The organism is Nitrosomonas sp. (assembly GCA_031316255.1).
Taxonomy (GTDB): domain Bacteria; phylum Pseudomonadota; class Gammaproteobacteria; order Burkholderiales; family Nitrosomonadaceae; genus Nitrosomonas.
The window spans coordinates 2,365,541-2,392,166 of the sequence record JALDQW010000001.1; the positions used below are offsets into that span (position 1 = coordinate 2,365,541).

The window sequence follows — 26,626 nt, forward strand, 5'->3', positions numbered from 1 at the left end:
TAATCTGTCTGTCTGGAAAATTTTGTTGATTTGCAGGCGTAAAAAATAAATAAAGCTTTAGCTTATTCCTCCGCGCTTTCTATGACTTTCTCCAATCCTGCGAGTTTTTCACCTTCGTCCAGATTAATCAGGGTAACCCCCTGGGTGGCACGGCTCATTTCACGCACTTCATTAACGCGCGTGCGTATCAGTACGCCTCCAGAAGTGATCAGCATAATTTCATCTTCAGGACAAACCAGTTTTGCAGTAACAACCTTTCCGTTACGTTTGCTGGTTTTGATGGCAATCATACCTTGCGTGCCGCGGTTGTGGCGGGTGTATTCGCTGATAGGAGTGCGTTTGCCATAGCCGTTTTCAGTGACAGTCAATACCGCTTGTGTTTCATCTTCTGCCACGAGTAATGAGATAACCTGCTGTCCTGGACTCAGTTTCATGCCGCGAACGCCGCGTGCGCTGCGCCCCATTGGACGCACGTCATTTTCATTGAAACGCATGGCCTTGCCGTTGTCGGAAAACAGCATGACATCATACTGGCCATTGGTCAGTGCAACGCCTATCAAATAATCGTCCTCATTCAAACCAATGGCGATAATGCCATTACTGCGCGGACGTGAAAATTCCGACAATGGTGTTTTTTTCACAGTGCCTGATGCAGTTGCCATAAATACATAATGTTCATCGTCGAATGTCTTTACCGGCAGAATCGCATTGATTTTTTCACCTTCTTCCAACTGCACCAGGTTGATAATCGGCTTGCCGCGTGAAGTACGTCCCCCCTGGGGTACAACATAAACCTTGATCCAGTAAACGCGCCCACGGCTGGAGAAGCACAAGATATAGTCATGAGTGTTGGCGATAAACAGATTGTCGATAAAATCGTCTTCTTTGGTGCTGGTTGCTAATTTGCCCCGTCCGCCACGTTTCTGGGCGCGATATTCATCGAGTAGCTGCGACTTGATATAGCCACTGTGAGACAATGTGACCACGACGTCGGCAGGCGTAATCAGGTCTTCCATGCTCAAATCCTGAGTGTCAACGACGATTTCGCTGCGGCGCTTGTCGCCGAATTGCTGACGAATCGCTTCGAGTTCCTCAGTGATGATAACGGTGATGCGTTCCGGAGTGGCAAGAATGTCCAGGAAATCCACAATTTTATCCATGATTTCTTTATATTCATCAATAATCTTGTCTTGTTCCAGGCCGGTGAGGCGTTGCAAACGCAATTCCAGGATGGCTTGAGCCTGCGCATCAGACAACCGGTAGCCTTGTGCCTGCAAACCAAATTCCGGCGCCAGGCCTTCCGGGCGTAGTGCCTGTAAATCGGCTACTGCGCGTGCCAGCATTTCCTCGATCAGCGCAGAACGCCACTCTCTTGCCATGAGTGCTTCCTTGGCGACTGCGGGTGTGGGTGATGTCTTGATAAGCGCGATGATTTCATCCACATTTGACAGTGACACTGCAAGACCTTCCAGGATATGTCCGCGTTCACGTGCTTTTTTGAGTTCATAAACAGTTCTGCGCGTTACAATTTCGCGCCGGTGACGCAGGAATGCGTCGAGAATTTGTTTTAGATTCAGCAGGCGCGGCTGGCCATCAATCAGGGCGACCATATTCATCCCGAAAGTGTCCTGCATTTGCGTTTCTTTATACAGATTGTTGAGGATGACTTCGGGTAATTCGCCGCGTTTAAGTTCGATGACGATGCGCATGCCGGATTTGTCGGATTCGTCACGCAAATCGGAGATACCTTCGATTTTTTTGTCGCGGACAAGTTCTCCGATACGTACGAGCAGATTGGCTTTGTTGACCTGATACGGAAGCTCGTCAACGATAATAGCCTGACGGCTTCCTTTTTCCAGGTCTTCAAAATGGGTGCGTGCTCGCATGATGACGCGGCCGCGTCCTGTACGATATCCCGCATGGACACCACTTATGCCATAAATAATACCCGCAGTGGGAAAATCGGGCGCCTGGATACATTCAATCAGTTCATCTATGCTGATTTCCGGGTTGTTCAGAAGCTTCAGACAGGTGTCTATGACTTCGTTCAGATTATGCGGCGGTATGTTGGTGGCCATGCCAACGGCAATTCCGGAAGAACCGTTGATCAATAAATTAGGAATGCGCGTTGGTAAAATTAGTGGTTCTTTTTCGGATTCGTCATAGTTCGGGCCGAAATCAACGGTTTCCTTGTCTAAGTCAACGAGCAAGTCATGCGCAATGCGTGACATGCGTATTTCAGTGTAACGCATGGCTGCAGCATTGTCGCCATCTACTGATCCAAAGTTGCCCTGACCGTCAATCAGCATATAGCGCAGAGAAAAATCCTGCGCCATACGTACGATCGTGTCATACACAGCGGTGTCGCCATGAGGATGGTACTTACCGATAACATCACCCACAATACGCGCGGATTTTTTATAGGGGCGATTCCAGTCATTCGATAATTCATGCATTGCAAAGAGTATGCGTCTATGAACTGGCTTAAGACCGTCCCGGACATCTGGCAATGCGCGCCCGACGATTACACTCATGGCGTAATCGAGATAGGAACGGCGCATTTCCTCCTCAAGACTAATGGGCAGAGTTTCCTTGGCAAATTGATTCATGTTTTATGATTGAATAAGAAACAACCGGTTATGATACAGATACAGGCATTGATATTCGTTGCCGGTGAATAAAATTTTTTAATTCTACCATGATGATGTCATTTCTCAGGAAACTTTAGAACAATCTTGACTTAAAAACCGGGTTCTGCAGCGCGGACTGGAAAAAAAGCTTGAAAAAGCGGTCTATATGAGTAATGATAATCGCTTTTTTTTAAATTATGGCTTGGCTTCTGGTGTAGAAAAGGAGTTTGCGTGGTTCTCTGAGTGCTAGGGCCAGTGTACATATTTTTTAAGTGAGTGAGCATAAAATAGATATGTCGAATGTCATGAATACCTATGCGCGGCTGCCTGTTACTTTTGTAAAAGGTGAGGGTGTGTGGTTATGGGATAATCTGGGTGAGCGGTATCTTGACGCGTTGTCAGGTGTGGCTGTGTGTGGTCTGGGGCATTGCCATCCGCGTTTGTCCGATGCATTGTGCGAACAAGCTAGAACGCTTATTCATACATCCAATATCTATTTTATCGAGAAGCAAGAACAACTGGCAGTGCGTTTGGCTGCGCTATCAGGTATGGAGAAGGCTTTTTTTTGTAACTCAGGTGCGGAAGCAAACGAAGCGGCAATTAAGCTGGCACGGCTTTACGGTCATAACAAGGGCGTGATATTGCCGACTATTATCGTTATGGAACAATCGTTTCATGGCCGTACGATGGCGACGCTGACTGCAACCGGTAATCGCAAAGTGCAAGCCGGATTCGAGCCGTTACTGTCTGGATTTGTGCGTGTGCCCTATAATAATCTGGAAGCTGTCAGGCAGGTTGCTGCAAATAACAAGGATGTGGTTGCAGTGCTGGTTGAACCCTTCCAGGGTGAAGGGGGTGTCAATATACCGCAAGCGCGTTATTTAAAGGAGTTGCGCAGTATATGTGACGAATATGGCTGGTTGTTAATGCTGGATGAAGTTCAATCGGGTATCGGGCGTAGCGGGAAATGGTTTGCGTTTCAGCATAGCGATATTTTGCCCGATGTGATGACGCTGGCTAAAGGCCTGGGTTCTGGTGTTCCGATTGGTGCATGTCTGGCTGCGGGCGTGGCTGCTAGCACCTTCAAGCCGGGCAATCATGCGTCGACTTTTGGTGGCAACCCGTTGGTTTGCGTCGCAGCGCTAGAAACACTTGCCGTACTTGAAGAAGAGGGACTTATTGATCATGCAAGAAAGTTGGGTGCTTTTATGCATGAACGTCTGAAAACACAACTTGAGGACCAGAATAACGTCGTTGAGATTAGAAGCCAAGGGCTCTTGATCGGTATTGAATTATCTGTGCCTTGCGGAGAACTGGTTAAAAAAGCATTGGAAAGGAAGCTGCTGATCAATGTAACTTCAGAGAGAGTGGTTCGTTTGCTTCCTGCACTCGTGATGCAGGAGGAAGAAGCCAAACAGGTAGTTGATACGACCTGTCAATTAATTAGGGAGCATGTCAGGAGTTAGACAGATCTTCAAGAAAAATTGATTTGTCTGATTGGATTGTTAGTTAATTTATGCAATTGAAGCATTTTCTGCAGTTTAAAGATTTTAGTCGTGATGAATATGAGTATCTGTTTGAACGTTCTCGTCGGATAAAACAGGCGTTCAAACAGTATCATCAATATTGGCCCTTGGTTGATCGGACGTTGGCGATGATCTTCGATAAAAGCTCGACCAGAACACGCTTGTCATTCGAAGCGGGCATGAATCAACTGGGTGGTGCGGCTGTTTATCTGTCTACCCGGGATACCCAGTTTGGGCGCGGCGAGCCGGTTGAAGATTCGGCGCGGGTGATATCGCGCATGGTTGATATCATTATGATTCGAACGCATGAACATGATCTGTTACAACGTTTTGCGGAACATTCTCGCGTTCCGGTGATTAACGGTTTGACCAATGAATATCATCCGTGTCAGATTATGGGCGATATTTTTACGTATATCGAACATAGAGGCGATATTACCGGAAGAACCGTGGCATGGATCGGTGATGTCAATAATATGTGTAACACCTGGTTGCAGGCTGCGGCGATTTTTGATTTTAAAGTGCATGTTTCGACGCCGCCCGGATATGAAATAGAGCCTGCCCTGATTGGATTGGCAGGTGTGGAAAACTATGAGAAGTTTGCTAATCCGCAAGATGCAGTCAGGGAAGCGGATTTGGTGACGACTGATGTTTGGACCAGTATGGGTTTTGAAGCTGAAGCCGAGCAAAGAAGAGCAGATTTTGCCGAATTTTGTGTGGATGTTGAAATGATGGCTCTGGCAAAGGAAGATGCGTTATTTATGCACTGTCTGCCGGCGCATCGGGGTGAAGAGGTTGCCGCTGAAGTGATTGATGGTCATCAGTCTGTAGTATGGGATGAAGCGGAAAATCGTTTGCATACACAGAAAGCGCTGATGGAATATTTGTTGTTGGGAAGAATTAAGGAAGCCTGATTTAAATTTAAGGGCAAAGCGCCTGTTTACCGGTGAATAGTGAAAGAATGAAAAAAATAAATAAAGTCGTTTTGGCGTTTTCGGGCGGATTGGATACGTCGGTTATCCTCAAATGGCTGCAAGATACTTATCAATGTGAAGTGGTGACATTTACTGCGGATATCGGGCAGGGGGAAGAGGTTGAGCCGGCGCGTGCAAAGGCTCAGCAATTGGGTGTTAAGGAAATCTTTATTGATGACTTGCGTGAAGAGTTTGTACGTGATTATGTTTTTCCAATGTTTCGAGCGAATGCGATCTATGAAGGCGAGTATTTGCTTGGTACCAGTATTGCGCGGCCGTTAATTGCGAAAAGGCAAATTGAAATTGCCATTGAAACGGGCGCGGACGCCGTGTCCCATGGTGCGACCGGTAAGGGGAATGATCAAGTGCGTTTTGAGTTGGGCTATTATGCGCTGCAGCCAAATATTCATGTTATTGCGCCGTGGCGGGAATGGGACCTGACCTCACGGGAAAAACTGTTGAATTATGCTGAGAAACATAATATTCCTGTCGAAATGAAAAAAAAGGTAGGTTCACCTTATAGTATGGATGCCAATCTTTTACATATTTCCTATGAAGGCAGGAGTCTTGAGAATCCTGCTTTAGAACCGGAAGAATCCATGTGGCGGTGGAGTGTATCTCCGGAGAATGCGCCAGATGAAGCAGAATACTTGGAAATCGAATTTAGCTGCGGCGATGTGATTGCACTTAATGGCAACAAAAAAACACCTGCCGAGGCGCTGATGTTGCTCAATAAGCTGGGTGGAAAACACGGGATTGGGCGGCTTGATTTGGTGGAAAATCGTTATGTGGGCATGAAATCGCGTGGCTGTTATGAAACACCGGGTGGAACCATACTATTACGTGCGCATCGTGCGATAGAATCAGTAACGCTGGATCGGGAGGTTGCACATTTGAAGGATGAGTTGATGCCACGCTATGCCGCATTAATTTATAACGGGTATTGGTGGAGTCCTGAACGTAAAGCGATCCAATCGATGATTGATGTAACGCAGGAAAATGTCAATGGATGGGTGAGGTTGAAACTGTACAAGGGCAATGTCATTGTTGTTGGAAGAGACTCTGATACGCATTCCTTGTTTGATGAGAATGTGGCAACCTTCGAGGACGATGCGGGTGCATACGATCAAGCCGATGCGGAAGGATTCATCAAGTTAAATGCATTGCGTTTGCGTATTGCCGCTACCATGAAAAGGAAATAATTTATGTTAAACTTAAAGCTTTGAAAGCTGAAAATACAAAGTTGTTATGAATAGTGATAAATATCGTTCATTATTGTGTTCCATTAAATCGAAGGGAAATTGAATGCCATCATTTGATATTGTTTCTGAGGTTGATGGCCATGAAGTTAGAAATGCAGTAGATCAAACGAACAAGGAAGTGGGTTCAAGATTCGATTTTAAAGGATCTGATGCGCGGGTTGAACAAGCGGAATTGCTGTTAAACGTATACGCCGATGATGAATTTAAGCTCGAGCAAGTTCAAGATATCTTGCGGACAAAATTGACAAAACGAAGAATCGATGTACGCTGCCTGGAAAAAGGGCAAGTTGAAAAGATTAGCGGCAATAAAGTAAAACAGGAAATAATGGTAAAGACTGGGCTTGAAACTGAACTGGCTAAAAAGATTATTAAAATTCTTAAAGAGAACAAATTAAAGGTGCAAGCCAGTATTCAAGGCGATAGCGTACGTGTTTCAGGTCCTAAAAGGGATGTGCTGCAAGAGGCGATACAAATCGTACAAAAAACAATAACAGATTTTCCGTTACAATACCAGAATTTTAGGGACTAACAGCAGCGATGGTTTGGTGGCTTTAAGGATGTATGTCATTTGACGGCAAGGATTCGGTGGATCACAAAAAATTTTGTGGCGCAATGGATGGGGTAGCTAATCTATGTCTTGACATAAACCCATAAACCCCATAGAATCCGCAGTCTTTTCTATCGCGTCAAAAGCGTAAATCTTAAATGGATGCGGTAAGGCCTAATCACTGGCTTTGAAAGTTAATGGAAAAAACAAATTCAGCAAATAAGTTAAGACGGCTATAGGCCGTCTCAGTTTTTTTAGGACATAGTAATATGCCGACTATTAGTCAATTAGTACGCAAGCCACGCGTTGCGAAACGAGTAAAAAGTAATGTGCCAGCGCTCGAAAATTGCCCGCAAAAAAGAGGTGTGTGCACCCGGGTATATACGACTACCCCAAAGAAACCAAATTCGGCGCTACGTAAAGTTGCCAGGGTGAGGTTAACCAATGGTTATGAGGTATCCAGTTATATTGGAGGGGAAGGGCATAACCTGCAGGAACACTCGGTAGTGCTTATACGAGGTGGCCGTGTAAAGGATCTTCCAGGTGTACGGTATCATACAGTAAGGGGAAGTCTTGATACCGCAGGCGTAAAAGACCGCAAGCAGGCCCGTTCCAAGTATGGTTCCAAAAAACCAAAAACAGCTTAATGGCTAATAGTGTAAAAGAAAAGAGGAAGTGTTATGCCTAGACGTAGAGAAGTTCCAAAGCGTGAGATATTGCCTGATCCGAAATATCATGATATTGAACTGGCCAAGTTTGTTAATGTGCTGATGACACGAGGCAAAAAATCTGTTGCTGAAAGAATTATATATGGCGCACTGGAGCAAATAGCGAAGAAAACAGGTAATGATCCAATGGAGATTTTTACGCAAGCATTGACAAATGTGCGTCCGTTGGTGGAAGTTAAGAGTCGGCGCGTGGGTGGCGCGAATTATCAGGTGCCAGTAGAAGTACGATCAGTTCGCAGGAATGCACTGGCGATGCGATGGTTGCGTGATGCAGCTCGAAAAAGAAGTGAAAAATCAATGGATATGCGCCTGGCTGGCGAATTAGCGGAAGCGGCAGAAGGAAGGGGTGGCGCCGTCAAGAAAAAAGAGGAAGTGCATAGAATGGCCGAATCAAACAAAGCGTTTTCTCATTTCAGATTTTAGTTTATAAGTAATTGATAGATTAATCAGTTATTTGAAAAAGTATTTAATTATATATTGTAGGGCATTTAGACCGTGGCAAGAAAAACTCCTATAGAGCGCTATAGAAATATAGGGATTATGGCGCATATTGACGCAGGTAAAACGACAACTACCGAGCGTGTGCTTTTTTATACAGGTGTATCACATAAAATTGGTGAAGTGCATGACGGCGCAGCAACCATGGACTGGATGGAACAAGAGCAAGAAAGAGGAATTACCATTACTTCGGCGGCGACTACCTGCTTTTGGCAAGGCATGGATGGTAATTATCCCGAACATCGCATAAATATAATCGATACGCCAGGGCACGTCGACTTCACGATTGAGGTTGAGCGTTCGTTACGTGTGTTGGATGGAGCTTGTACGGTATTTTGTGCTGTTGGTGGCGTGCAGCCTCAGACTGAAACTGTCTGGCGTCAGGCCAATAAATATAAGGTCCCGAGACTGGCGTTTGTGAATAAGATGGATCGCTCAGGCGCTGATTTTATGCGTGTTTACGAGCAGATAAATTCACGGCTTAAAGCTGTTCCTGTGCCTATACAGCTCCCCATTGGTTCTGAGGATAAATTTGAAGGGGTAATTGACCTTGTAAAAATGAAAGCCATCTATTGGGATGATGAAACCAAGGGATTGAAGTTTGAGGAGCGTGAGATACCAGACGATTTGAAGGTTTCTGCGCAAGAGTGGCAAGAGAAATTGGTTGAAACTGCGGCGGAAGCAGATGAAGAATTAATGAATAAATATCTGGAAGATGGTGAACTCGATATTTCAGATATAAAAAGAGGTATTCGCCTGAGAACGATCAATAATGAGATTGTTCCCATGCTTTGTGGCACCGCATTTAAAAACAAGGGTGTTCAGGCCATGCTTGATGCTGTGCTTGATTATATGCCTTCACCTGTTGATGTAGTGGCGATACAGGGTATTAAAGAAAATGGTGAAACTGATCAGAGAAAATCGGATGATAATGCGCCATTTTCTGCCTTAGCATTTAAAGTGGCCACCGATCCATACGTGGGGCAATTAATATTTTTTAGAGTCTATTCTGGTGTAGTTAATTCTGGTGACTCGGTTTATAACCCGGTAAAATCGCGAAAAGAACGAATAGGTCGCATATTGCAAATGCATGCTAACCAGCGTGAAGAAATTAAAGAAGTGCGCGCAGGCGATATTGCAGCTGCAGTCGGACTTAAGGATGTGACAACGGGCGATTCGTTATGTGATCCCAATGCGATCATTACTTTGGAGAGAATGGAATTTCCGGATCCGGTGATTCATGTTGCGGTTGAGCCAAAAACAAAACTGGATCAGGAAAAAATGGGCATCGCGCTTAATAGATTGGCCCAAGAAGATCCTTCATTCAGAGTGAGAACAGACGAAGAATCTGGGCAGACAATTATCTCAGGAATGGGTGAATTGCATCTGGAGATTATCGTTGATCGCATGAAACGTGAATTCGGTGTTGAGGCAAATGTAGGCGCGCCACAGGTGGCCTATAGAGAGGCAATCAGAAAGCGGGTAGAAATTGAAGGTAAGTTTGTCAAGCAATCGGGTGGTCGAGGTCAGTATGGTCATGTCTGGTTGAAGATGGAGCCTAATGAAACAGGCAAGGGTTTTGAATTTGTTGATGAGATCAAAGGGGGTGTGGTTCCTCGGGAATACATTCCAGCGGTTGAAAAAGGATTGATAGATACCCTTCCTAATGGTATATTGGCTGGTTTCCCGGTGGTTGACGTGAAAGTCACATTGTTTGATGGTTCCTATCATGATGTGGACTCTAATGAAAATGCATTCAAAATGGCTGCTTCAATTGCGTTTAAAGATGGTATGAGAAAGGCTGACCCGGTACTTTTGGAACCGATGATGGCTGTTGAAGTCGAGTCGCCGGAAGAATTTATGGGAAATGTGGTGGGTGATTTGTCGTCGAGGCGTGGGATGATACAGGGCATGGAAGATACACCAGGCCTGAAAATAATACGTGCCGAGGTGCCGTTGGCTGAGATGTTTGGTTATTCAACGGCGTTGCGATCTGCAACACAGGGTAGGGCTACATATACAATGGAATTTAAGCATTATGCTGAGGCTCCAAAAAATGTAGCTGAAGCAATAATCAATAAGAAATAAAGTTAATGAAAGTATAAGGACAGGTCATGGCAAAAAGCAAGTTTGAACGTTCGAAGCCGCACGTAAATGTGGGAACGATAGGGCATGTGGATCATGGTAAGACGACGCTGACGGCGGCGATTACGACGATATTGACAGCAAAGTTTGGCGGAGAGGCGAAGAGTTATGATCAGATAGATTCGGCGCCGGAAGAACGTTCAAGGGGTATTACCATCAATACGGCGCATGTGGAGTATGAGACGGATAAACGTCATTATGCGCATGTTGACTGTCCTGGGCATGCTGACTACGTTAAGAACATGATTACTGGAGCCGCGCAAATGGATGGTGCGATACTTGTAGTATCTGCAGCGGATGGACCGATGCCGCAAACGCGAGAGCACATACTGCTTGCGCGTCAGGTTGGTGTTCCCTATATCATTGTTTACATGAACAAGGCGGATATGGTGGATGATGCCGAGTTGGTGGAATTGGTTGAAATGGAAATCCGTGAGTTGCTGTCGAAGTATGATTTTCCTGGGGATGATACGCCGATCATAGTTGGATCTGCGCTGAAGGCGCTGGAAGGCGACCAGAGCGAGATAGGCGAGCCGTCTATTCTTAAGTTGGCGGAAGCATTGGATACTTATATTCCTGAGCCGGAAAGGGCGATTGATGGCGCATTTATTATGCCTGTTGAAGACGTTTTTTCGATATCGGGCCGTGGCACTGTGGTAACAGGCCGTGTTGAAAGAGGGATCATTAAAGTTGGCGAAGAGATTGAAATTGTAGGGTTGAAGCCAACGCTGAAAACGGTTTGTACAGGTGTTGAGATGTTCAGGAAGCTGCTTGATCAGGGTCAGGCGGGAGATAATGTTGGCGTATTGTTGCGAGGCACCAAACGCGAAGAAGTTGAACGTGGGCAGGTTCTGGCGAAGCCGGGAAGCATATCGCCGCATACCAAGTTTACGGCCGAGATATATGTATTAAGTAAAGAAGAGGGTGGCAGGCATACACCGTTTTTTCCTGGTTATCGTCCGCAGTTTTATTTCCGGACGACGGATGTGACAGGCGCGATTGAGTTGCCGGCGGGCACAGAAATGGTGATGCCGGGTGACAATGTGTCGGTGACAGTCAATCTGATCGCACCGATTGCAATGGAGGATGGTCTGCGTTTTGCGATCCGTGAAGGAGGCAGAACGGTAGGTGCCGGTGTGGTTGCTAAGATAATTGAATAAAGAAGGTAAACAGTTCTGAATTGATTTGAATAGATATTATTCAAAATATCAACTCATAAACTTAAAAGTGGAATATGCAAAGCCAAAAAATTAGAATTCGCCTGAAAGCATTTGATTATCGTCTCATAGATAAATCAGCGCTCGAAATAGTTGATACTGCAAAAAGAACGGGAGCAGTTGTAAGAGGGCCGGTGCCATTGCCGACGCGGATAGAAAGGTTTGATGTTCTTCGTTCTCCGCATGTAAATAAGACATCGCGCGACCAGTTTGAAATTAGAACGCATCTCAGATTGATGGATATTATTGATCCTACGGATAAAACGGTGGATGCGTTGATGAAGTTAGATCTTCCGGCTGGTGTGGATGTGGAGATTAAGCTTTAATTTCATTGTTGAATAATTGGGAAAAAACCACAGTAATCCATCAACATAGTGTGATTTTATCTCAGAAAATAGGAAGAGTAATGAGTCTAGGTTTGATCGGCCAGAAAATAGGTATGACGCGGGTATTTACAGAGAATGGGGATAGTGTGCCTGTGACAGTTATAGATGTCTCCAATAATCGCGTAACACAAATTAAAACTCAAGAAAGCGATGGATATAGCGCGGTTCAATTGACTTTTGGAAAAAAAAGGGCAATACGCGTTAATAAACCGTTATCTGGTCATTATTCAAAAGCTGGCACGGAAGCAGGAGGAATAATAAGAGAATTTCGTGTTATTTCGAATGATGAATTAAAGCGACTAGAAAATGGCTCCCGTATTGAAATAGATGTTTTTCAAGAGGGGCAGAAAGTTGATATATCGGGTGTCACGATCGGAAAAGGTTATGCTGGTACGATTAAAAGACATAATTTTTCATCTAATAGAGCATCGCACGGTAATTCAAAAGCACATAGGAAACCTGGATCAATTGGAATGGCGCAGGATCCAGGCAGGATATTCCCAGGAAAAAAAATGTCTGGACAAATGGGCGATGTAAAAAGAACAACACAAAATCTTGAAATCGTAAGAATTGATAAAGAAAGAAATTTACTTCTGGTGAAAGGCGCGATTCCAGGATCAAGAGGTGGCAATGTGATAATTCGCCCGAGTATTAAAGCAAAACAATAAATAAAATAAGGTAGATGGATGATGGATCTCAAAATGATCAATGAACAGAATGAAGAGGCAGGGAGTATCTCTGTATCAGATTCTTTATTTGATAGGGAATACAATGAAGCGCTTGTTCATCAAGTAGTTACGTCTTATCTATCGAATTCAAGAGGCGGAACTAGAGCACAAAAGGGAAGATCTGAAGTTGCTCGGTCAAACCGTAAGCCATGGCGACAAAAGGGATCGGGTAGAGCGAGAGCCGGCAGGACTTCAAGTCCTATTTGGCGCGGCGGTGGAAAGGTGTTTCCTAACAGTCCGGATGAGAATTTTACTAAAAAAGTAAACAAAAAAATGTATCGAGCAGGTATGAGTGTAATTCTATCGAAACTCATCCGTGATCAGAGACTGATTGTAATCGATACATTTACTGTAGATTCGCATAAAACTAACAAACTTTCTGAAAAACTAAAGAATCTTGGGTTTGAGGATGTCTTGTTAATCACGCATGAGATGGAAAATAATCTTTATTTGTCTTCGAGAAATCTTCCGAATACATTGGCATTGGAAGTAAGTAATACTGATCCTGTGAGCCTATTGAAATTCAAGAATACACTGGTTACTTCAGGTGGTATTAAGAAATTTGAGGAACTATTTTCATGAGTAACTCCGTGAGCAATTATGAGCGTTTGATGCAAGTGATACTTGCGCCGTATATTTCAGAAAAAGGCACTTTCCTGGGCGAAATGCACAACCAGACAATTTTTCGAGTTGTAAAAAATGCAACCAAAACAGAAATTAAAGCCGCGGTTGAATTGCTATGGAAGGATCAAAAAATAGTAGTTGAAAAAGTGCAGACCATTAATGTTAAAGGGAAGCGGAAACGTTTTGGACGTTTTTTAGGACGACGCAGCAATTGGAAAAAAGCTATTGTAAGTATTAAAGAGGGGCAAGAGCTAAGTTTTACAAATTTATCAAAGACAGAGGGTAAATAATGGCGTTAGTAAAACTTAAGCCAACATCACCTGGCAAGCGTTCAGTCGTACGGTACATTAATGCTGATTTATACAAAGGACGGCCTTTTAAAGGGTTAATTGAAAAACAAAATAAATCTGCAGGCCGAAATAATTCAGGGAAAATAACAACGCGGCACAGAGGTGGCGGACATAAGCAGTTTTACCGTAAAATTGACTTTAGACGTAATAAAGATAATATCCCTGGAATCGTCGAAAGAATTGAATATGACCCGAATCGTTCAGCCAATATCGCGTTGATATGTTATCAAGATGGTGAAAGAAGATATATTATCGCTCCTAAAGGTTTGAGTAAGGGTGGAATAGTTACCAGTGGTAGCAATGCGCAAATTAAATCCGGAGATGCAATGCCTTTGCGTAGTATACCGGTTGGAACGGTTGTGCATTGTATTGAATTGATGCCAGGTAAAGGCGCACAACTTGCAAGATCAGCTGGCACATCAGCACAATTGCTAGCACGAGATGGAAATTATGCGCAGTTAAGATTGCGTTCAGGTGAAATACGCAAAGTTCATATTAACTGTCGAGCAACTATCGGAGAAGTGAGTAATTCTGAGCATAATCTCCGGTCGATTGGTAAAGCTGGAGCGACACGTTGGCGAGGGGTGCGCCCAACTGTGCGAGGTGTAGCGATGAATCCAATTGACCATCCACATGGTGGCGGCGAGGGACGTACATCGGGAGGCAGACATCCAGTCAGTCCTTGGGGAACACCAGCAAAAGGCTACCGTACACGCTCCAACAAACGTACAGAAGTTATGATTGTGAGACATCGATATTCAAGAAAAGGCTAGAAAATGGCTAGATCAATAAAAAAGGGACCTTTTGTCGATTCACATTTGATTGCAAAAGTCGAAAAAGCACAAGAATCCAATGATAAGCGCCCTATTAAGACGTGGTCGAGAAGATCCACTATTCTTCCAAATTTTATAGGAATGACTATTTCTGTCCATAATGGAAGGCAACATATACCTATTTTTGTTACAGAAAATATGGTGGGACATAAATTAGGTGAGTTTGCACAGACAAGAACTTTCAAAGGTCATGCAGCAGATAAAAAAACAGGTAAGCGATAGGAATTCTTAATTATGGAAACAATTGCAAAATTACGGAATGTTCGTCTATCTGCACAAAAAGGAAGGTTGGTCGCTGATCAAATAAGAGGTCTTCCAGTTGATAGGGCGATCAATTTACTGTCATTTAACCCCAAAAAAGGTGCGAGTATTATTCGTCAGTTACTTGAATCTGCGATAGCGAATGCTGAACACAATAATGGTGCAGATATTGATGAGTTAAGAATATCCAGTATATTTGTAGATAGAGCTACGTTTATGCCTCGTTCAAGTGCACGCGCTAAGGGTCGTGGAAATCGAATCATGAAACCAAACTGTCATATTACAATTACGGTAGCTGATTAAATATATAGGTTATAAATTTTAAGATAATAGGCAATATTAATGGGTCAGAAAATACATCCAACCGGTTTCCGGCTTTCAGTTCAAAAAAACTGGTTATCAAAGTGGTATGCGAATAACAGCACATTTGCATCAATGCTCAACGAAGATATAAAAGTTAGAAATTTTTTATCTAGAAAATTAAAACATGCATCTGTTGGCAGAGTGCTAATTGAAAGACCCTCCAAAAATGCAAGAATAACAATTTATAGTGCACGACCTGGTGTTGTAATCGGCAAAAAAGGTGAAGATATAGAGTTGTTGCGCAATGAATTGCAAAAAAGAATGGGCGTTCCGGTTCATGTCAATATAGAAGAAATTAGAAAACCTGAGTTAGATGCACAATTAATAGCTGACAATATTGCACAGCAGCTAGAGAAAAGAATAATGTTTCGTCGTGCCATGAAAAGAGCGATGCAAAATGCTATGCGGCTTGGTGCTCAAGGGATAAAAATAATGAGCTCTGGTCGATTGAACGGAATAGAAATTGCACGCACTGAATGGTATCGAGAGGGAAGGGTTCCTCTACATACATTAAGAGCTGATCTTGATTATGCAACCTCTGAAGCACAAACAACATACGGAATTATCGGTATCAAAGTTTGGATTTTCAAAGGTGAGATGTTGAGCAAAGATAATAATGCACATTTGTCATCACATAATACTTTAGATGTTGAAAAGAAAAGAAATAGCAAAAAAGACAAACTGGCTTATGATAGTTCTGTGCCGGAGGTGTCTGGAACCATAAAAGATTCTGGAGAAAAAGATGCTTCAACCAGCTAGAACCAAATATCGAAAGCAACAGAAAGGACGCAACACTGGAATATCGACGCGAGGATCTAAGGTAAGTTTTGGTGAATTTGGATTAAAAGCAGTTGAAAGAGGTCGTATAACAGCGCGACAAATTGAGGCAGCAAGACGTGCGATGACCAGACATATAAAAAGAGGAGGACGAATCTGGATTAGAATTTTTCCAGATAAGCCAATTTCGCAAAAACCAGCTGAAGTTAGAATGGGTAAAGGTAAAGGTAATCCAGAATATTTTGTTGCTGAGATTAAACCGGGAAAAATGCTTTATGAAATGGATGGAGTTAATGAAGAATTAGCACGTGAGGCTTTTAGGTTAGCCGCTGCAAAATTACCCATTAAAACAATATTTACTATACGACACTTGGGTTGATAATAATGAAAGCCGAAGAGTTACGAAAACTGACACTTGTTGAGTTGAATACCGAATTACACTCATTGTTAAGAGCTCAATTTGGATTAAGAATGCAAATCGCAACGCAACAAATATCAAACACAAATCAATTAAACGCTGTGAAAAGAGATATAGCGCGTGTGAAAACAATAATTACACAAAAAAGTAATGAAATATGAATAACGAGAAATTAAACCGTACCCTGAGTGGTAAAGTTACCAGTAACAAAATGGATAAAACGGTAACTGTACTTGTAGACAGAAGAGTCAAGCATCAATTGTATGGAAAAATAATTTCTCGATCAAAAAAATATCATGCTCATGATGAAGTTAATTCAAGTCAAATAGGTGATATTGTTTTGATAGAAGAATGCAAACCAGTTTCTAAAACTAAAACATGGCGTGTTATTAAAGTGTTGTCGCGAGCAGCAATTGCATAATTGTTATAATTTTAATGCGATAGTTGCTTAATTGCTTATTAATCAGTAAAATCTCGCTCTTCCTTAGTTTCGAGTTATTTGCAAATAGTTAAACAATTTAAATGTGCAAGATAAATAACACGAAATTAAGTGAAGTTAAATAAATAAATATCAATTACAGTTGATAAAACATATCTGAAAAAGTGAATTAATAATGATTCAAATGCAATCAATGCTCAAAGTAGCTGATAATACGGGTGCACGTTCTGTGATGTGTATCAAAGTACTTGGCGGCTCGAAAAGACATTATGCAAATATTGGCGATATCATAAAAGTAACTGTCAAAGACGCCGCGCCACGGGGTAGGGTTAAAAAGGGTGAAGTCTATAATGCTTTAGTAGTACGTACTGCAAAAGGAGTAAGACGAATTGATGGTTCCTTGCTTAAGTTTGATAGTAATGCAGCAGTATTATTAAATAACAAATTAGAACCAATCGGAACACGGATATTCGGTCCGGTCACAAGAGAATTAAGAAGCGCAAGATTTATGAAAATTGTGTCATTAGCTCCTGAAGTTTTATAAAACTTGGTATAAGATAATGAGAAAAATCAAAAAAGGCGATGATGTAATCATACTTGCTGGAAAAGATAAAGGTAAGCGTGGTACTGTCGCAAAACTTGTTGGACACTCGCGAGTACATATACAAGGTGTAAATACAGTAAAAAAACATCAGAAACCCAATCCATCAACCGGATCATCCGGCGGAATTGTTAACATTGATTTGCCTATTCATATATCTAATGTAGCTTTATATAATTTTACGACCAAAAAAAGCGATCGTGTTGGGTTTGATTATGATGCAGACCAAAAAAAGATACGTATATTTAGATCTAATGGCGAAAAAATATAATATTAAGATTGGATTACAATGAGTCGGTTACAGGAATATTACAAAACTACAGTAGCGAAGCAATTGACTGAAAAATATGGTTATAAGTCGATTATGGAAGTACCTAAAATATCGAAAATAACCTTGAATATCGGGGTCGGAGAAGCAACTGCAGATAAGAAAGTTATAGAACATGCTGTATCTGATCTAAAAAAAATAGCAGGACAGCAACCCGTAGTAACTCGCGCAAGAAAATCAATTGCTTCCTTTAAGGTGCGTGAAGACTATCCCATTGGATGTATGGTGACACTTAGAGGAATCAGAATGTATGAATTCCTAGACAGGCTTATTTCGATCGCGATACCCAGAATAAGAGATTTTCGTGGGATTTCACCCAAGTCATTTGATGGACGTGGAAATTATAATTTGGGTATAAAAGAACAAATTATTTTTCCCGAAATCGATTACGACAAGATTGATGCGCTTCGTGGTATGAATATTTCAATCAATACAACTGCGGCTACAGATGAAGAGGCAAAAGCGCTTTTAAGTGCATTTAATTTTCCATTTAAAAATTGAGTATAAAATGGCAAAAAAAGCGATAATAAACAGAAATATTAAACGACAACGTCTCGTTCTGAAATATGCAGAGCAACGAAAACAATTAAATGAAATAATAAGTAACATGTCTCTTACTGATGATGAGAGATTTGATGCGCGTTTGCAATTACAAAATCTCCCTAGAAATTCGAGTCCTGTAAGATTGCGTAATCGATGCACAATTACAGGCCGTCCACGCGGTGTTTATACAAAATTTGGTTTAGGAAGAAGTAAACTGCGTGATATAGCAATGAGTGGCAAAATTCCTGGAATCATTAAAGCAAGCTGGTAGTGAAAACAATTTTGATTTTGAAATAACTGAAAAAGAGCATAGTATAAATGAGTATGAGTGATCCGATTGCCGATATGTTAACGCGTATACGTAACGCACAAATGGCTAAAAAAAAGTCTGTGTGTGTACCATATTCAAAAATTAAGTCAGCAATAGCGAAAGTACTGAAAGAAGAGGGTTATATTATTGATTTCAAAAAGAATATGAGTAACAAACAGGCTGTTATTGATATTACACTAAAATACTATGCTGAATTGCCTGTGATAGAAAAAATAAAACGAATTAGTAAACCGGGTCTAAGGATATATAAGCAGGCGCCAGAAATACCTGTAGTAATGAATGGACTGGGTGTGGCGATTGTTTCAACTTCCAAGGGAGTAATGACAGGTAAAAAAGCACAAGAAACCGGAGTCGGTGGTGAAATTCTTTGTGAAGTTGTGTAAAAAAGGATAGAGTAATGTCACGAATAAGTAAAAACCCTATTTCGATTCCTTCAGGTGTTGATGTGAAGATAGTAGCAACAAGCATTACGATTAAAGGCCCGAATGGCAATCTTCAACAAAAATTGGATCCTGAAATTCAGTTAAAACATGAGAACGATACTATTACGGTAGAGTCTAGTACGAGCTCAAAACATTCACATGCGATGTCTGGAACAATACGTGCTCTGGTTGCAAACATGGTACAGGGTGTTACAGCTGGGTTTGAAAAAAAACTTTTGCTAGTTGGTGTTGGATATCGAGCACAACTCAGTGGAAATAACATTAACTTAACTTTAGGTTATTCTCATGCTATAAATTATCCTGTTCCTGATGGCATCAAAGTTGAAATGCCTACACAGACAGAAATAATTGTAAAAGGAATAGATAAACAAAAGGTAGGTCAAACAGCTGCAGAAATTAGAGCTTTTAGAAGTCCTGAGCCATACAAAGGTAAAGGAGTGCGTTATGCAGATGAAACAGTAGCCTTAAAAGAAGCGAAGAAAAAATAAACATTGATTATTTGTTATGCTAAACCTCAAACAAAATAGATTACGAAGAGCAAAAAAAACGAGATTCAAAATAGCTGAAATCGGCATAATTCGTTTATCTGTCTATAGAACAAATCAACATATTTATGCTCAACTTATTGATGATCATAATCATAAGACACTTACAAGTGCTTCGACGTTAGAAGCTGATGTAAAAAAAGAAATAGATCGTGGTAATACAACACAAGCAGCAACATTCATTGGTAAACGTATAGCCGATAAAGCGAGAAAATTAGGCATTCAAGAAATCGCTTTTGATCGTTCAGGTTATAAGTATCATGGTCGTGTAAAAGCACTTGCAGAAGCTGCACGAGAAAGTGGATTAAGATTTTAAACAAAACGATATTATGGCTAAAACGAATAATAAAACTGTGCAAGACGAAGCTACTCAAGAAGACTTGAGAGAAAAAATGGTTGCTATAAATCGTGTTACGAAAGTTGTTAAAGGTGGTCGTATACTCGGATTTGCTGCTTTAACAGTAGTTGGCGACGGCGACGGCGGTGTTGGAATGGGAAAAGGCAAATCTCGCGAGGTACCAGTAGCTGTGCAAAAAGCAATGGACGAAGCGAGACGTTCTATGATAAAGGTTAAATTAAAAAATGGCACTATTTATCATCCTATTATAGGAAAGCACGGTTCAGCCAGAGTTTATATGCAGCCCGCTCCAGAGGGTACGGGAATTATCGCGGGAGGACCCATGAGAGCGATATTCGAGGTTATGGGAATGCATAATATTTTAGCAAAATGCATCGGCTCAACTAATCCCTATAATGTTGTAAGAGCAACATTACAGGGCCTTTATTCTATGAATACACCATCATCAATTGCCGCTAAGCGCGGCAAGACTGTTGAGGAAATTTTGGGTCGTTAAAAATGAATGCCAAATCAAAAAAAACTGTAAAAATTACATTAGTTAAAAGCTTGATTGGAACCAAACAATCACATAGAGCCACGGTAAAAGGTTTGGGACTGAAGCGAATAAATAGCACCGCTGAATTGGAAGATACACCTGCGATTCGAGGCATGATACAAAAAGTAAATTATTTAGTAAAGTGTGAATAAAATGTATTTGAATACAATTAGAAGCAGTGATGGCGCAACAAGACCAAAAAAAAGATTGGGCAGAGGTATTGGAAGTGGCAGTGGTAAAACTGCTGGTAGAGGACACAAAGGCCAAAAATCAAGAGCTGGTGGTTATCACAAAATTGGTTTTGAAGGCGGACAAATGCCTTTGTACAGACGATTACCAAAACGCGGTTTTAAATCACTTAAATCTGCAAAAACAGCTAATTTGAGATTGAACAAAATTGAAATCTTAAACAACACAAATATCAATCTGTCCTCAATAAGAGAAACGGGCTTAATATCAAAGCATGTTACGCAGGTTAAAATCTATGTTTCTAATAAGAGTTCGACCATTAACACGAAATTAAATCTCGAAGGCGTAAATGTATCTGCTGGCGCCAAAAAAATCATAGAAACTGCCGGTGGTAGTATTAAGTAATAGAAGGTATTAAATTGGCTAACAAGGGATTTACACACAAACCAGTAGATAAATTCGCCGACTTAAAACGTCGGCTTTGGTTTTTATTATTAGCACTTATTGTTTACAGAATAGGTGCACATGTACCTGTGCCTGGTATTGACCCGGACGTATTAAAAGATCTTTTTGATTCCCAGCAAGGTGGCGTGCTTGGAATGTTTAATATGTTTTCAGGTGGTGCGTTGTCACGTTTTTCTATCTTTGCGCTCGGCATTATGCCGTATATCTCTGCTTCAATTATTATGCAATTAGGTACGGTCGCAGTTCCTTACCTTGAAGCCTTAAAAAAGGAAGGAGAAAGCGGGCGAAGAAAAATAACACAATATACGCGATATGGAACCCTGCTTCTTGCATTGGTACAAAGTTATGGAATTTCGATTGCACTCCAGTCCCAAGCCGGATTAGTTATCAATCCGGGATCAATGTTTGTTTTGACAACAGTTATTACGCTTGTAACAGGTACCATTTTTTTGATGTGGCTAGGCGAACAAATTACCGAACGTGGTATTGGTAACGGTATTTCATTAATAATTTTTGCTGGAATTGCAGCAGGTTTGCCAAGTGCAATCGGAGGTACGCTTGATCTAGTGAGCACTGGTTCAATGCACTTTTTAGTCGCATTATTTATTTTTATTGCAGCAGCTCTTGTCACTGGATTTGTTGTCTTTGTCGAAAAAGGACAGCGCCGTATTCTAGTTAATTATGCCAAGCGACAGGTAGGAAAAAAAATATATGGTGGACAAAGTTCCCACTTACCTTTGAAACTAAATATGGCTGGAGTTATTCCACCAATTTTTGCATCAAGCATAATTTTATTTCCTGCAACACTTGCTGGATGGTTTGCATCTGGCGAATCTATGGTTTGGTTGCGTGATATCAGTGCTGCTTTATCACCTGGTCAACCGTTGTATGTTTTTTTATATGCAACAATGATCATATTCTTTTGTTTCTTTTATACAGCCTTAGTATTTAATCCAAAAGAAACTTCTGACAATTTAAAGAAAAGTGGTGCATTTATACCAGGTATAAGACCAGGTGACCAAACTACACGATACATTGAACGAATAATGTTACGATTGACTCTCACAGGTTCTATATATGTAACCATGGTTTGTTTGTTACCTGAATTTCTAATTCTTAAGTGGAATGTTCCATTTTATTTTGGAGGAACTTCGTTGCTCATTATTGTTATTGTAACAATGGATTTTATGTCACAGGTGCAGTCTCATGTAATGTCTTCGCAGTATGATAGCTTATTGAAAAAAGCCAATTTGAAAGGAAATAGTGGCCGTCTCCCAGCTAGATAGTATAAATAGTATAACAAAATAGAAATATGGCTAAGGAAGAAACGATACAAATGCAAGGTGAAGTTCTAGAGACTTTGCCAAACGCGACATTTAAAGTAAAGTTAGAAAATGGTCATACAGTATTAGCACATATTTCTGGAAAAATGCGCATGCACTACATACGCATACTGCCTGGTGATAAAGTTACAGTAGATCTAACCCCATATGATTTGACAAGAGCAAGAATTACCTTCAGAGCAAAATAAATACAAAGGTTTAAGGAGTCGGTATGAAAGTAATGGCATCAGTAAAAAAAATATGTAGAAATTGCAAGATAATAAGAAGAAATAGGGTTGTACGTGTTATTTGTACGGATCCAAGACATAAACAAAGACAAGGCTAAGCCACCCAATTCTCAATAGGTTACCTAAATGGCACGAATAGCAGGAGTAAATTTACCTAATCATCAACATGTCAGTATTGCATTAACTGCAATATTCGGTATTGGTCGAACCAGTTCATTTAAAATCTGTAATGAAGTAGGGATTGCGACTGATATAAAATTAAAGGATTTATCCGATACGCAACTCGATGATCTTCGCGATCATATTTCAAAGTTAACCATTGAAGGTGATTTGCGTCGTGAAATTTCAATGAATATCAAACGATTAATGGATCTGGGATGTTATCGTGGTTATCGGCATAGACGTGGCTTGCCTGTAAGGGGTCAAAGAACAAGAACTAATGCGCGAACACGTAAAGGACCACGTAAGTTAATTCGCGCCCGATAATTGTATTAAAAACCTCTGATTTAACAGGATAATATAAATGGTAAAAGCTAATGTGCGTGTTCGAAAAAAAATAAAAAAAAATATTTCTGAAGGTATAGCGCATATCCACGCATCTTTTAATAACACAATAGTAACTATTACAGATCGTCAGGGTAATGCGCTTTCATGGGCTACATCCGGTGGTGCAGGCTTTAAAGGATCACGCAAAAGCACACCCTTTGCAGCTCAAGTTGCCGCTGAAATAGCCAGTAAAGCTGCAATAGAATGTGGTGTAAAAAATTTGGAAGTTAAAATCAAGGGACCTGGACCTGGTAGAGATTCTGCGGTTAGAGCACTCAATGGCGCTGGTTTTAAAATTATTAGTATTTCTGACGTAACTTCCGTTCCACATAACGGATGTCGTCCACCAAAAAAACGTCGTATCTAAGGAGAATCTGTTGGCTAGGTATCTTGAATCTAAATGCAAATTATGTCGTCGTGAAGGAGAAAAACTTTTCTTAAAAGGAGAAAAATGCTTCACAGATAAATGTGCTATTGAACGCAGGAATTATCCTCCTGGACAGCATGGGCAAAAAAAAGGACGTATATCTGATTATGGCGGTCAATTGAGAGAAAAACAAAAAATAAGACGTATATATGGCATTTTGGAGAAGCAATTTAGAATTATTTACAAAAAAGCTGACACACAACGCGGTGTTACTGGCGATAATTTATTGCAATTATTAGAAAGCCGATTAGATAATGTTGTTTATCTTATGGGTTTTGGTACATCACGTGCTGAGTCCAGACAAATAATTAGACATAACAGTATATTGGTAAATGGCAAGAAGGTAAACATTCCATCTTATATTGTTAAGCCAGGCGATGCCATAGAAGTTGACCAGAAATCAAAGGAGCAACTTAGAATAAAAGCGTCATTGGAATCAGCAGATAATCGAGGATTTCCATCTTGGATTGAAGTTGATCCAAAAGCAATGAAAGGTACATTTAAAAATAAACCAGATAGATCTGATTTGCCTTCAACGATAAACGAATCATTAGTTGTTGAATTGTATTCTAAATAAAATATCAATGTCACTTTCTTTAAGGTTATTAAATGCAAACTAATGATATATTAACACCACGTATTATAGATGTTCAAAATATATCACCATTACATGCAAAAGTTGTAATGGAACCATTTGAGAGAGGATACGGGTATACTTTAGGTAATGCATTGCGTAGAATACTGTTATCTTCAATGTCCGGATTCGCGCCAACAGAAGTCAAGATTGCTGGTGTCGTGCATGAATATTCAACGCTTGATGGTGTTCAGGAAGATGTCGTGGATGTATTACTGAATATCAAAGGTATCGTTCTGAAACTGCATCAATCTGAGGAGGTAACTTTAAGACTTACCAAATCAGGAAAAGGTGTGGTTACAGCAAATGATATTGAAACCAGTCACGATGTAGAAATTCTAAACCCAGATCATGTAATCGCACATTTAACAACAGGTGGAAAGTTAGATTTACAACTTAAGGTTTCTAAAGGTCGAGGCTATGTACCTGCTACTACGCGTCAATTTTCTCAAGAAGAAAAAAGTATAGGTACAATTTTTTTAGATGCCTCATTTAGCCCTATTCGTAGAGTAAGTTATACAGTTGAAAGTGCTAGGGTCGAGCAAAGAACGGATCTCGATAAACTAATCATGGACATTGAAACAAATGGTGTTGTCGATCCTGAAGAAGCAATTAGATACGCTGCCAGAGTTTTAGTCCAACAGCTATCAGTATTTGCAGATTTGGAAAGTACGCCTATACCTACAGAACTGCCAAAAATCCCACAAATTGATCCTGTTTTACTCAGACCTGTTGACGATCTGGAGTTAACAGTTCGATCAGCCAATTGCTTGAAAGTTGAAAATATTTACTATATTGGCGATCTGATACAACGAACCGAAGCTGAATTATTACGTACACCAAATCTTGGAAGAAAATCATTGAACGAGATCAAGGAAGTACTTGCTGCTCGTGAATTAACATTAGGCATGAAGCTAGACAATTGGCCACCTGCCAATTTGGAAAATCAAACAAAGGATATTAATCATGCGTCATCATAACGCTTTTCGGAAATTAAATAAAACATCGAGTCATCGAATCGCTATGTTTCGTAATATGACGAATTCGTTATTACGTCATGAAATTATTAAAACTACATTGCCAAAGGCTAAAGAATTACGTGGTTATGCAGAGCCCGTCATTACATTGGGTAAGAACGCAAATTTGGCAAACAAACGTAAAGCATTTGATAAATTACGTGATCGTTCAAATGTTATCAAGTTATTTTCTGAAATTGGTCCACGTTATGCGACACGCCCTGGTGGTTACATAAGAATATTAAAGTATGGATTTCGGAAAGGTGACAATGCACCTATGGCTTTAGTTGAATTGGTAGATCGCCCTGTCGAAGAAGCTGAAGTAAAAGAAATCAACGAAGAACAATAATTAAGTTGTAAAGTTAATAAAGTAGCATGTGTACATGATGAATGTATACAGTTAAGTCAGAATTATTAGTCGTCAGGCTACTCAGGATCTTGTCAGATGGCAGAATCTATTCCTATAAGACGCTTACTACAAAATTAAACTGTACTTTCTTATCTTTATTCGAAACAATTTGTGTTGCTAGCCATCTTGGCATTGAAATACAGCGGGTAAATGGCATTAGTCTATATTGGGACAGGTCATTTGTTTGGCTAAATGAAGACACAATATATTCGTATTTGAATGATCGTTCAAGTTTGTTTGGTTTAACGAAATTCGATTTGTTAGACTCAACAAATAGTTATCTATATAGAAATAAATCGTTATATCTTAAATACGACCCAATTCCAGTTATCGTTTCTGAGTTGCAAGTAAAAGGCAGAGGTACCAAGAATCGATGCTGGATTTCAAATTTAGGCGGATGCCTGACTTTTTCCGTGCTGTGGCAGTTCAAGCGCAAAATCCAGCATCTTTCTACATTAAGCTTGGTGCTAGGTGTTTGTCTTATAAGAGTATTCAGAAATTTTACATGTCGAGATGTTCAATTAAAGTGGCCAAATGATATTCTATATAACAAGAAGAAATTTGCCGGAATTTTAGTTGAATGCGGAGCAACTCAGGATAATTCGGTTGCCGCAATTATTGGAATTGGAATAAATTTTCAATTGTCATTGAATCAGGTGACTACGATTGATTATGCTGTTACGGATTTATTCGAAATTTCTGGCAGGGCGGTTGACCGTAATCATATTCTTGCTTTGCTTCTTATAGAACTTCACAGGGTTTTGAGTACGTTTGAGATAAATGGATTTAGTGTGTTTCGTGATGAATGGGATTGTTATCACGCCTATCAAGGACACAATATCTTGTTAAGTTTGCCTGATAGGTCAATCGTTGAAGGCATCGTTGATGGTGTGCAAGATGACGGTTCGTTGGTGCTTAAGACTTCTTCCGGTAGAAAAAACTTTAGTGTCGGTGAAGTCAGCTTTAAAGTTAAAACTTAA

Annotated in this window: 39 protein-coding genes; 38 read left to right on the forward strand and 1 reads right to left on the reverse strand. The window is 40.8% G+C overall.

The features are described from left to right. Positions 1-62 precede the first annotated feature (62 nt). Positions 63-2,609, reverse strand: a complete 2,547-nt coding sequence (gene gyrA / locus MRK00_10400) for a DNA gyrase subunit A (GenBank protein ID MDR4517779.1) — start codon at positions 2,607-2,609, stop codon at positions 63-65. A 314-nt stretch (positions 2,610-2,923) separates the two neighbouring features. Here gyrA and MRK00_10405 point away from each other — a divergent pair, with 314 nt between their 5' ends. From MRK00_10405 to MRK00_10590, 38 genes are all read left to right on the forward strand, one after another. Next, positions 2,924-4,096 carry an aspartate aminotransferase family protein gene (locus MRK00_10405; protein MDR4517780.1) on the forward strand — a complete coding sequence of 391 codons (1,173 nt, stop codon included), beginning with the start codon at positions 2,924-2,926 and terminating at the stop codon, positions 4,094-4,096. A 50-nt stretch (positions 4,097-4,146) separates the two neighbouring features. Further along, positions 4,147-5,070 carry an ornithine carbamoyltransferase gene (gene argF / locus MRK00_10410; protein ID MDR4517781.1) on the forward strand — a complete coding sequence of 308 codons (924 nt, stop codon included), beginning with the start codon at positions 4,147-4,149 and terminating at the stop codon, positions 5,068-5,070. 47 nt (positions 5,071-5,117) lie between these two features. After that, positions 5,118-6,332, forward strand: a complete 1,215-nt coding sequence (locus tag MRK00_10415) for an argininosuccinate synthase (protein MDR4517782.1) — start codon at positions 5,118-5,120, stop codon at positions 6,330-6,332. 103 nt (positions 6,333-6,435) lie between these two features. Then, complete coding sequence (locus MRK00_10420) at positions 6,436-6,921, forward strand: YajQ family cyclic di-GMP-binding protein (protein MDR4517783.1); 486 nt, start codon at positions 6,436-6,438, stop codon at positions 6,919-6,921. A gap of 287 nt (positions 6,922-7,208) precedes the next feature. Next, positions 7,209-7,586 carry a 30S ribosomal protein S12 gene (rpsL, locus tag MRK00_10425; GenBank protein MDR4517784.1) on the forward strand — a complete coding sequence of 126 codons (378 nt, stop codon included), beginning with the start codon at positions 7,209-7,211 and terminating at the stop codon, positions 7,584-7,586. A gap of 33 nt (positions 7,587-7,619) precedes the next feature. Further along, positions 7,620-8,090, forward strand: a complete 471-nt coding sequence (rpsG, locus tag MRK00_10430; GenBank protein MDR4517785.1) for a 30S ribosomal protein S7 — start codon at positions 7,620-7,622, stop codon at positions 8,088-8,090. A gap of 72 nt (positions 8,091-8,162) precedes the next feature. Further along, positions 8,163-10,253 carry an elongation factor G gene (gene fusA, locus MRK00_10435; GenBank protein ID MDR4517786.1) on the forward strand — a complete coding sequence of 697 codons (2,091 nt, stop codon included), beginning with the start codon at positions 8,163-8,165 and terminating at the stop codon, positions 10,251-10,253. Between the two features lie 26 nt (positions 10,254-10,279). After that, positions 10,280-11,470 carry an elongation factor Tu gene (tuf, locus tag MRK00_10440; GenBank protein ID MDR4517787.1) on the forward strand — a complete coding sequence of 397 codons (1,191 nt, stop codon included), beginning with the start codon at positions 10,280-10,282 and terminating at the stop codon, positions 11,468-11,470. A gap of 74 nt (positions 11,471-11,544) precedes the next feature. After that, positions 11,545-11,853, forward strand: coding sequence for a 30S ribosomal protein S10 (rpsJ, locus tag MRK00_10445; protein ID MDR4517788.1), 309 nt, complete (start codon positions 11,545-11,547; stop codon positions 11,851-11,853). A gap of 80 nt (positions 11,854-11,933) precedes the next feature. Continuing rightward, the gene (gene rplC / locus MRK00_10450; protein MDR4517789.1) at positions 11,934-12,581 is read left to right on the forward strand and encodes a 50S ribosomal protein L3; all 648 of its coding nucleotides are present in this window, start codon (positions 11,934-11,936) and stop codon (positions 12,579-12,581) included. 21 nt (positions 12,582-12,602) lie between these two features. Further along, the gene (gene rplD, locus MRK00_10455; GenBank protein MDR4517790.1) at positions 12,603-13,223 is read left to right on the forward strand and encodes a 50S ribosomal protein L4; all 621 of its coding nucleotides are present in this window, start codon (positions 12,603-12,605) and stop codon (positions 13,221-13,223) included. Beyond that, on the forward strand, positions 13,220-13,555 hold the full coding sequence (rplW, locus tag MRK00_10460) for a 50S ribosomal protein L23 (GenBank protein ID MDR4517791.1): 336 nt from the start codon (positions 13,220-13,222) through the stop codon (positions 13,553-13,555). The genes rplD and rplW overlap by 4 nt, the downstream gene beginning before the upstream one ends. Next, positions 13,555-14,388 carry a 50S ribosomal protein L2 gene (gene rplB, locus MRK00_10465; GenBank protein MDR4517792.1) on the forward strand — a complete coding sequence of 278 codons (834 nt, stop codon included), beginning with the start codon at positions 13,555-13,557 and terminating at the stop codon, positions 14,386-14,388. The genes rplW and rplB overlap by 1 nt, the downstream gene beginning before the upstream one ends. 3 nt (positions 14,389-14,391) lie before the next feature. Further along, a complete protein-coding gene (rpsS, locus tag MRK00_10470) occupies positions 14,392-14,670 on the forward strand; it encodes a 30S ribosomal protein S19 (protein MDR4517793.1) in 279 nt (92 codons plus the stop codon). A gap of 12 nt (positions 14,671-14,682) precedes the next feature. Beyond that, positions 14,683-15,012 (forward strand): 50S ribosomal protein L22, encoded by a 330-nt coding sequence (gene rplV / locus MRK00_10475; protein MDR4517794.1) that lies wholly within the window; start codon positions 14,683-14,685, stop codon positions 15,010-15,012. A gap of 39 nt (positions 15,013-15,051) precedes the next feature. Continuing rightward, positions 15,052-15,831 carry a 30S ribosomal protein S3 gene (rpsC, locus tag MRK00_10480; GenBank protein MDR4517795.1) on the forward strand — a complete coding sequence of 260 codons (780 nt, stop codon included), beginning with the start codon at positions 15,052-15,054 and terminating at the stop codon, positions 15,829-15,831. Then, a complete protein-coding gene (gene rplP / locus MRK00_10485; protein ID MDR4517796.1) occupies positions 15,815-16,228 on the forward strand; it encodes a 50S ribosomal protein L16 in 414 nt (137 codons plus the stop codon). Before rpsC ends, rplP begins: the two co-directional genes overlap by 17 nt. Positions 16,229-16,233: 5 nt before the next feature. Beyond that, positions 16,234-16,428 carry a 50S ribosomal protein L29 gene (gene rpmC, locus MRK00_10490; protein MDR4517797.1) on the forward strand — a complete coding sequence of 65 codons (195 nt, stop codon included), beginning with the start codon at positions 16,234-16,236 and terminating at the stop codon, positions 16,426-16,428. Continuing rightward, positions 16,425-16,688, forward strand: a complete 264-nt coding sequence (gene rpsQ / locus MRK00_10495; GenBank protein MDR4517798.1) for a 30S ribosomal protein S17 — start codon at positions 16,425-16,427, stop codon at positions 16,686-16,688. Before rpmC ends, rpsQ begins: the two co-directional genes overlap by 4 nt. Before the next feature lie 193 nt (positions 16,689-16,881). Next, complete coding sequence (rplN, locus tag MRK00_10500) at positions 16,882-17,250, forward strand: 50S ribosomal protein L14 (GenBank protein MDR4517799.1); 369 nt, start codon at positions 16,882-16,884, stop codon at positions 17,248-17,250. A 16-nt stretch (positions 17,251-17,266) separates the two neighbouring features. Then, complete coding sequence (rplX, locus tag MRK00_10505; protein ID MDR4517800.1) at positions 17,267-17,578, forward strand: 50S ribosomal protein L24; 312 nt, start codon at positions 17,267-17,269, stop codon at positions 17,576-17,578. An 18-nt stretch (positions 17,579-17,596) separates the two neighbouring features. Then, positions 17,597-18,136 carry a 50S ribosomal protein L5 gene (rplE, locus tag MRK00_10510; GenBank protein MDR4517801.1) on the forward strand — a complete coding sequence of 180 codons (540 nt, stop codon included), beginning with the start codon at positions 17,597-17,599 and terminating at the stop codon, positions 18,134-18,136. A 7-nt stretch (positions 18,137-18,143) separates the two neighbouring features. Next, the gene (rpsN, locus tag MRK00_10515) at positions 18,144-18,449 is read left to right on the forward strand and encodes a 30S ribosomal protein S14 (GenBank protein ID MDR4517802.1); all 306 of its coding nucleotides are present in this window, start codon (positions 18,144-18,146) and stop codon (positions 18,447-18,449) included. A 47-nt stretch (positions 18,450-18,496) separates the two neighbouring features. Continuing rightward, positions 18,497-18,892 carry a 30S ribosomal protein S8 gene (rpsH, locus tag MRK00_10520; GenBank protein MDR4517803.1) on the forward strand — a complete coding sequence of 132 codons (396 nt, stop codon included), beginning with the start codon at positions 18,497-18,499 and terminating at the stop codon, positions 18,890-18,892. Between the two features lie 14 nt (positions 18,893-18,906). Beyond that, positions 18,907-19,440: a 50S ribosomal protein L6 gene (gene rplF, locus MRK00_10525; protein ID MDR4517804.1), complete on the forward strand. Its 534-nt coding sequence runs from the start codon at positions 18,907-18,909 to the stop codon at positions 19,438-19,440. Positions 19,441-19,456: 16 nt separating this feature from the next. Next, complete coding sequence (rplR, locus tag MRK00_10530; GenBank protein ID MDR4517805.1) at positions 19,457-19,813, forward strand: 50S ribosomal protein L18; 357 nt, start codon at positions 19,457-19,459, stop codon at positions 19,811-19,813. A 13-nt stretch (positions 19,814-19,826) separates the two neighbouring features. Further along, entirely contained in the window at positions 19,827-20,351 is a 525-nt protein-coding gene (gene rpsE, locus MRK00_10535) for a 30S ribosomal protein S5 (protein ID MDR4517806.1), read from the forward strand. Between the two features lie 2 nt (positions 20,352-20,353). Continuing rightward, on the forward strand, positions 20,354-20,542 hold the full coding sequence (gene rpmD, locus MRK00_10540; protein MDR4517807.1) for a 50S ribosomal protein L30: 189 nt from the start codon (positions 20,354-20,356) through the stop codon (positions 20,540-20,542). 1 nt (position 20,543) lies between these two features. Then, on the forward strand, positions 20,544-20,984 hold the full coding sequence (gene rplO / locus MRK00_10545) for a 50S ribosomal protein L15 (protein MDR4517808.1): 441 nt from the start codon (positions 20,544-20,546) through the stop codon (positions 20,982-20,984). 14 nt (positions 20,985-20,998) lie between these two features. Next, positions 20,999-22,330, forward strand: a complete 1,332-nt coding sequence (gene secY / locus MRK00_10550) for a preprotein translocase subunit SecY (GenBank protein ID MDR4517809.1) — start codon at positions 20,999-21,001, stop codon at positions 22,328-22,330. 26 nt (positions 22,331-22,356) lie between these two features. Further along, a complete protein-coding gene (infA, locus tag MRK00_10555; protein MDR4517810.1) occupies positions 22,357-22,575 on the forward strand; it encodes a translation initiation factor IF-1 in 219 nt (72 codons plus the stop codon). Between the two features lie 23 nt (positions 22,576-22,598). Continuing rightward, positions 22,599-22,712: a 50S ribosomal protein L36 gene (rpmJ, locus tag MRK00_10560; protein ID MDR4517811.1), complete on the forward strand. Its 114-nt coding sequence runs from the start codon at positions 22,599-22,601 to the stop codon at positions 22,710-22,712. A 28-nt stretch (positions 22,713-22,740) separates the two neighbouring features. After that, positions 22,741-23,100, forward strand: coding sequence for a 30S ribosomal protein S13 (gene rpsM / locus MRK00_10565; protein MDR4517812.1), 360 nt, complete (start codon positions 22,741-22,743; stop codon positions 23,098-23,100). Positions 23,101-23,137: 37 nt separating this feature from the next. After that, on the forward strand, positions 23,138-23,527 hold the full coding sequence (gene rpsK / locus MRK00_10570) for a 30S ribosomal protein S11 (protein MDR4517813.1): 390 nt from the start codon (positions 23,138-23,140) through the stop codon (positions 23,525-23,527). Positions 23,528-23,537: 10 nt separating this feature from the next. After that, a complete protein-coding gene (rpsD, locus tag MRK00_10575; protein MDR4517814.1) occupies positions 23,538-24,164 on the forward strand; it encodes a 30S ribosomal protein S4 in 627 nt (208 codons plus the stop codon). 32 nt (positions 24,165-24,196) lie between these two features. Then, complete coding sequence (gene rpoA / locus MRK00_10580; protein MDR4517815.1) at positions 24,197-25,201, forward strand: DNA-directed RNA polymerase subunit alpha; 1,005 nt, start codon at positions 24,197-24,199, stop codon at positions 25,199-25,201. Then, the gene (rplQ, locus tag MRK00_10585) at positions 25,188-25,586 is read left to right on the forward strand and encodes a 50S ribosomal protein L17 (protein ID MDR4517816.1); all 399 of its coding nucleotides are present in this window, start codon (positions 25,188-25,190) and stop codon (positions 25,584-25,586) included. The genes rpoA and rplQ overlap by 14 nt, the downstream gene beginning before the upstream one ends. Positions 25,587-25,627: 41 nt before the next feature. Further along, complete coding sequence (locus tag MRK00_10590) at positions 25,628-26,626, forward strand: biotin--[acetyl-CoA-carboxylase] ligase (protein ID MDR4517817.1); 999 nt, start codon at positions 25,628-25,630, stop codon at positions 26,624-26,626.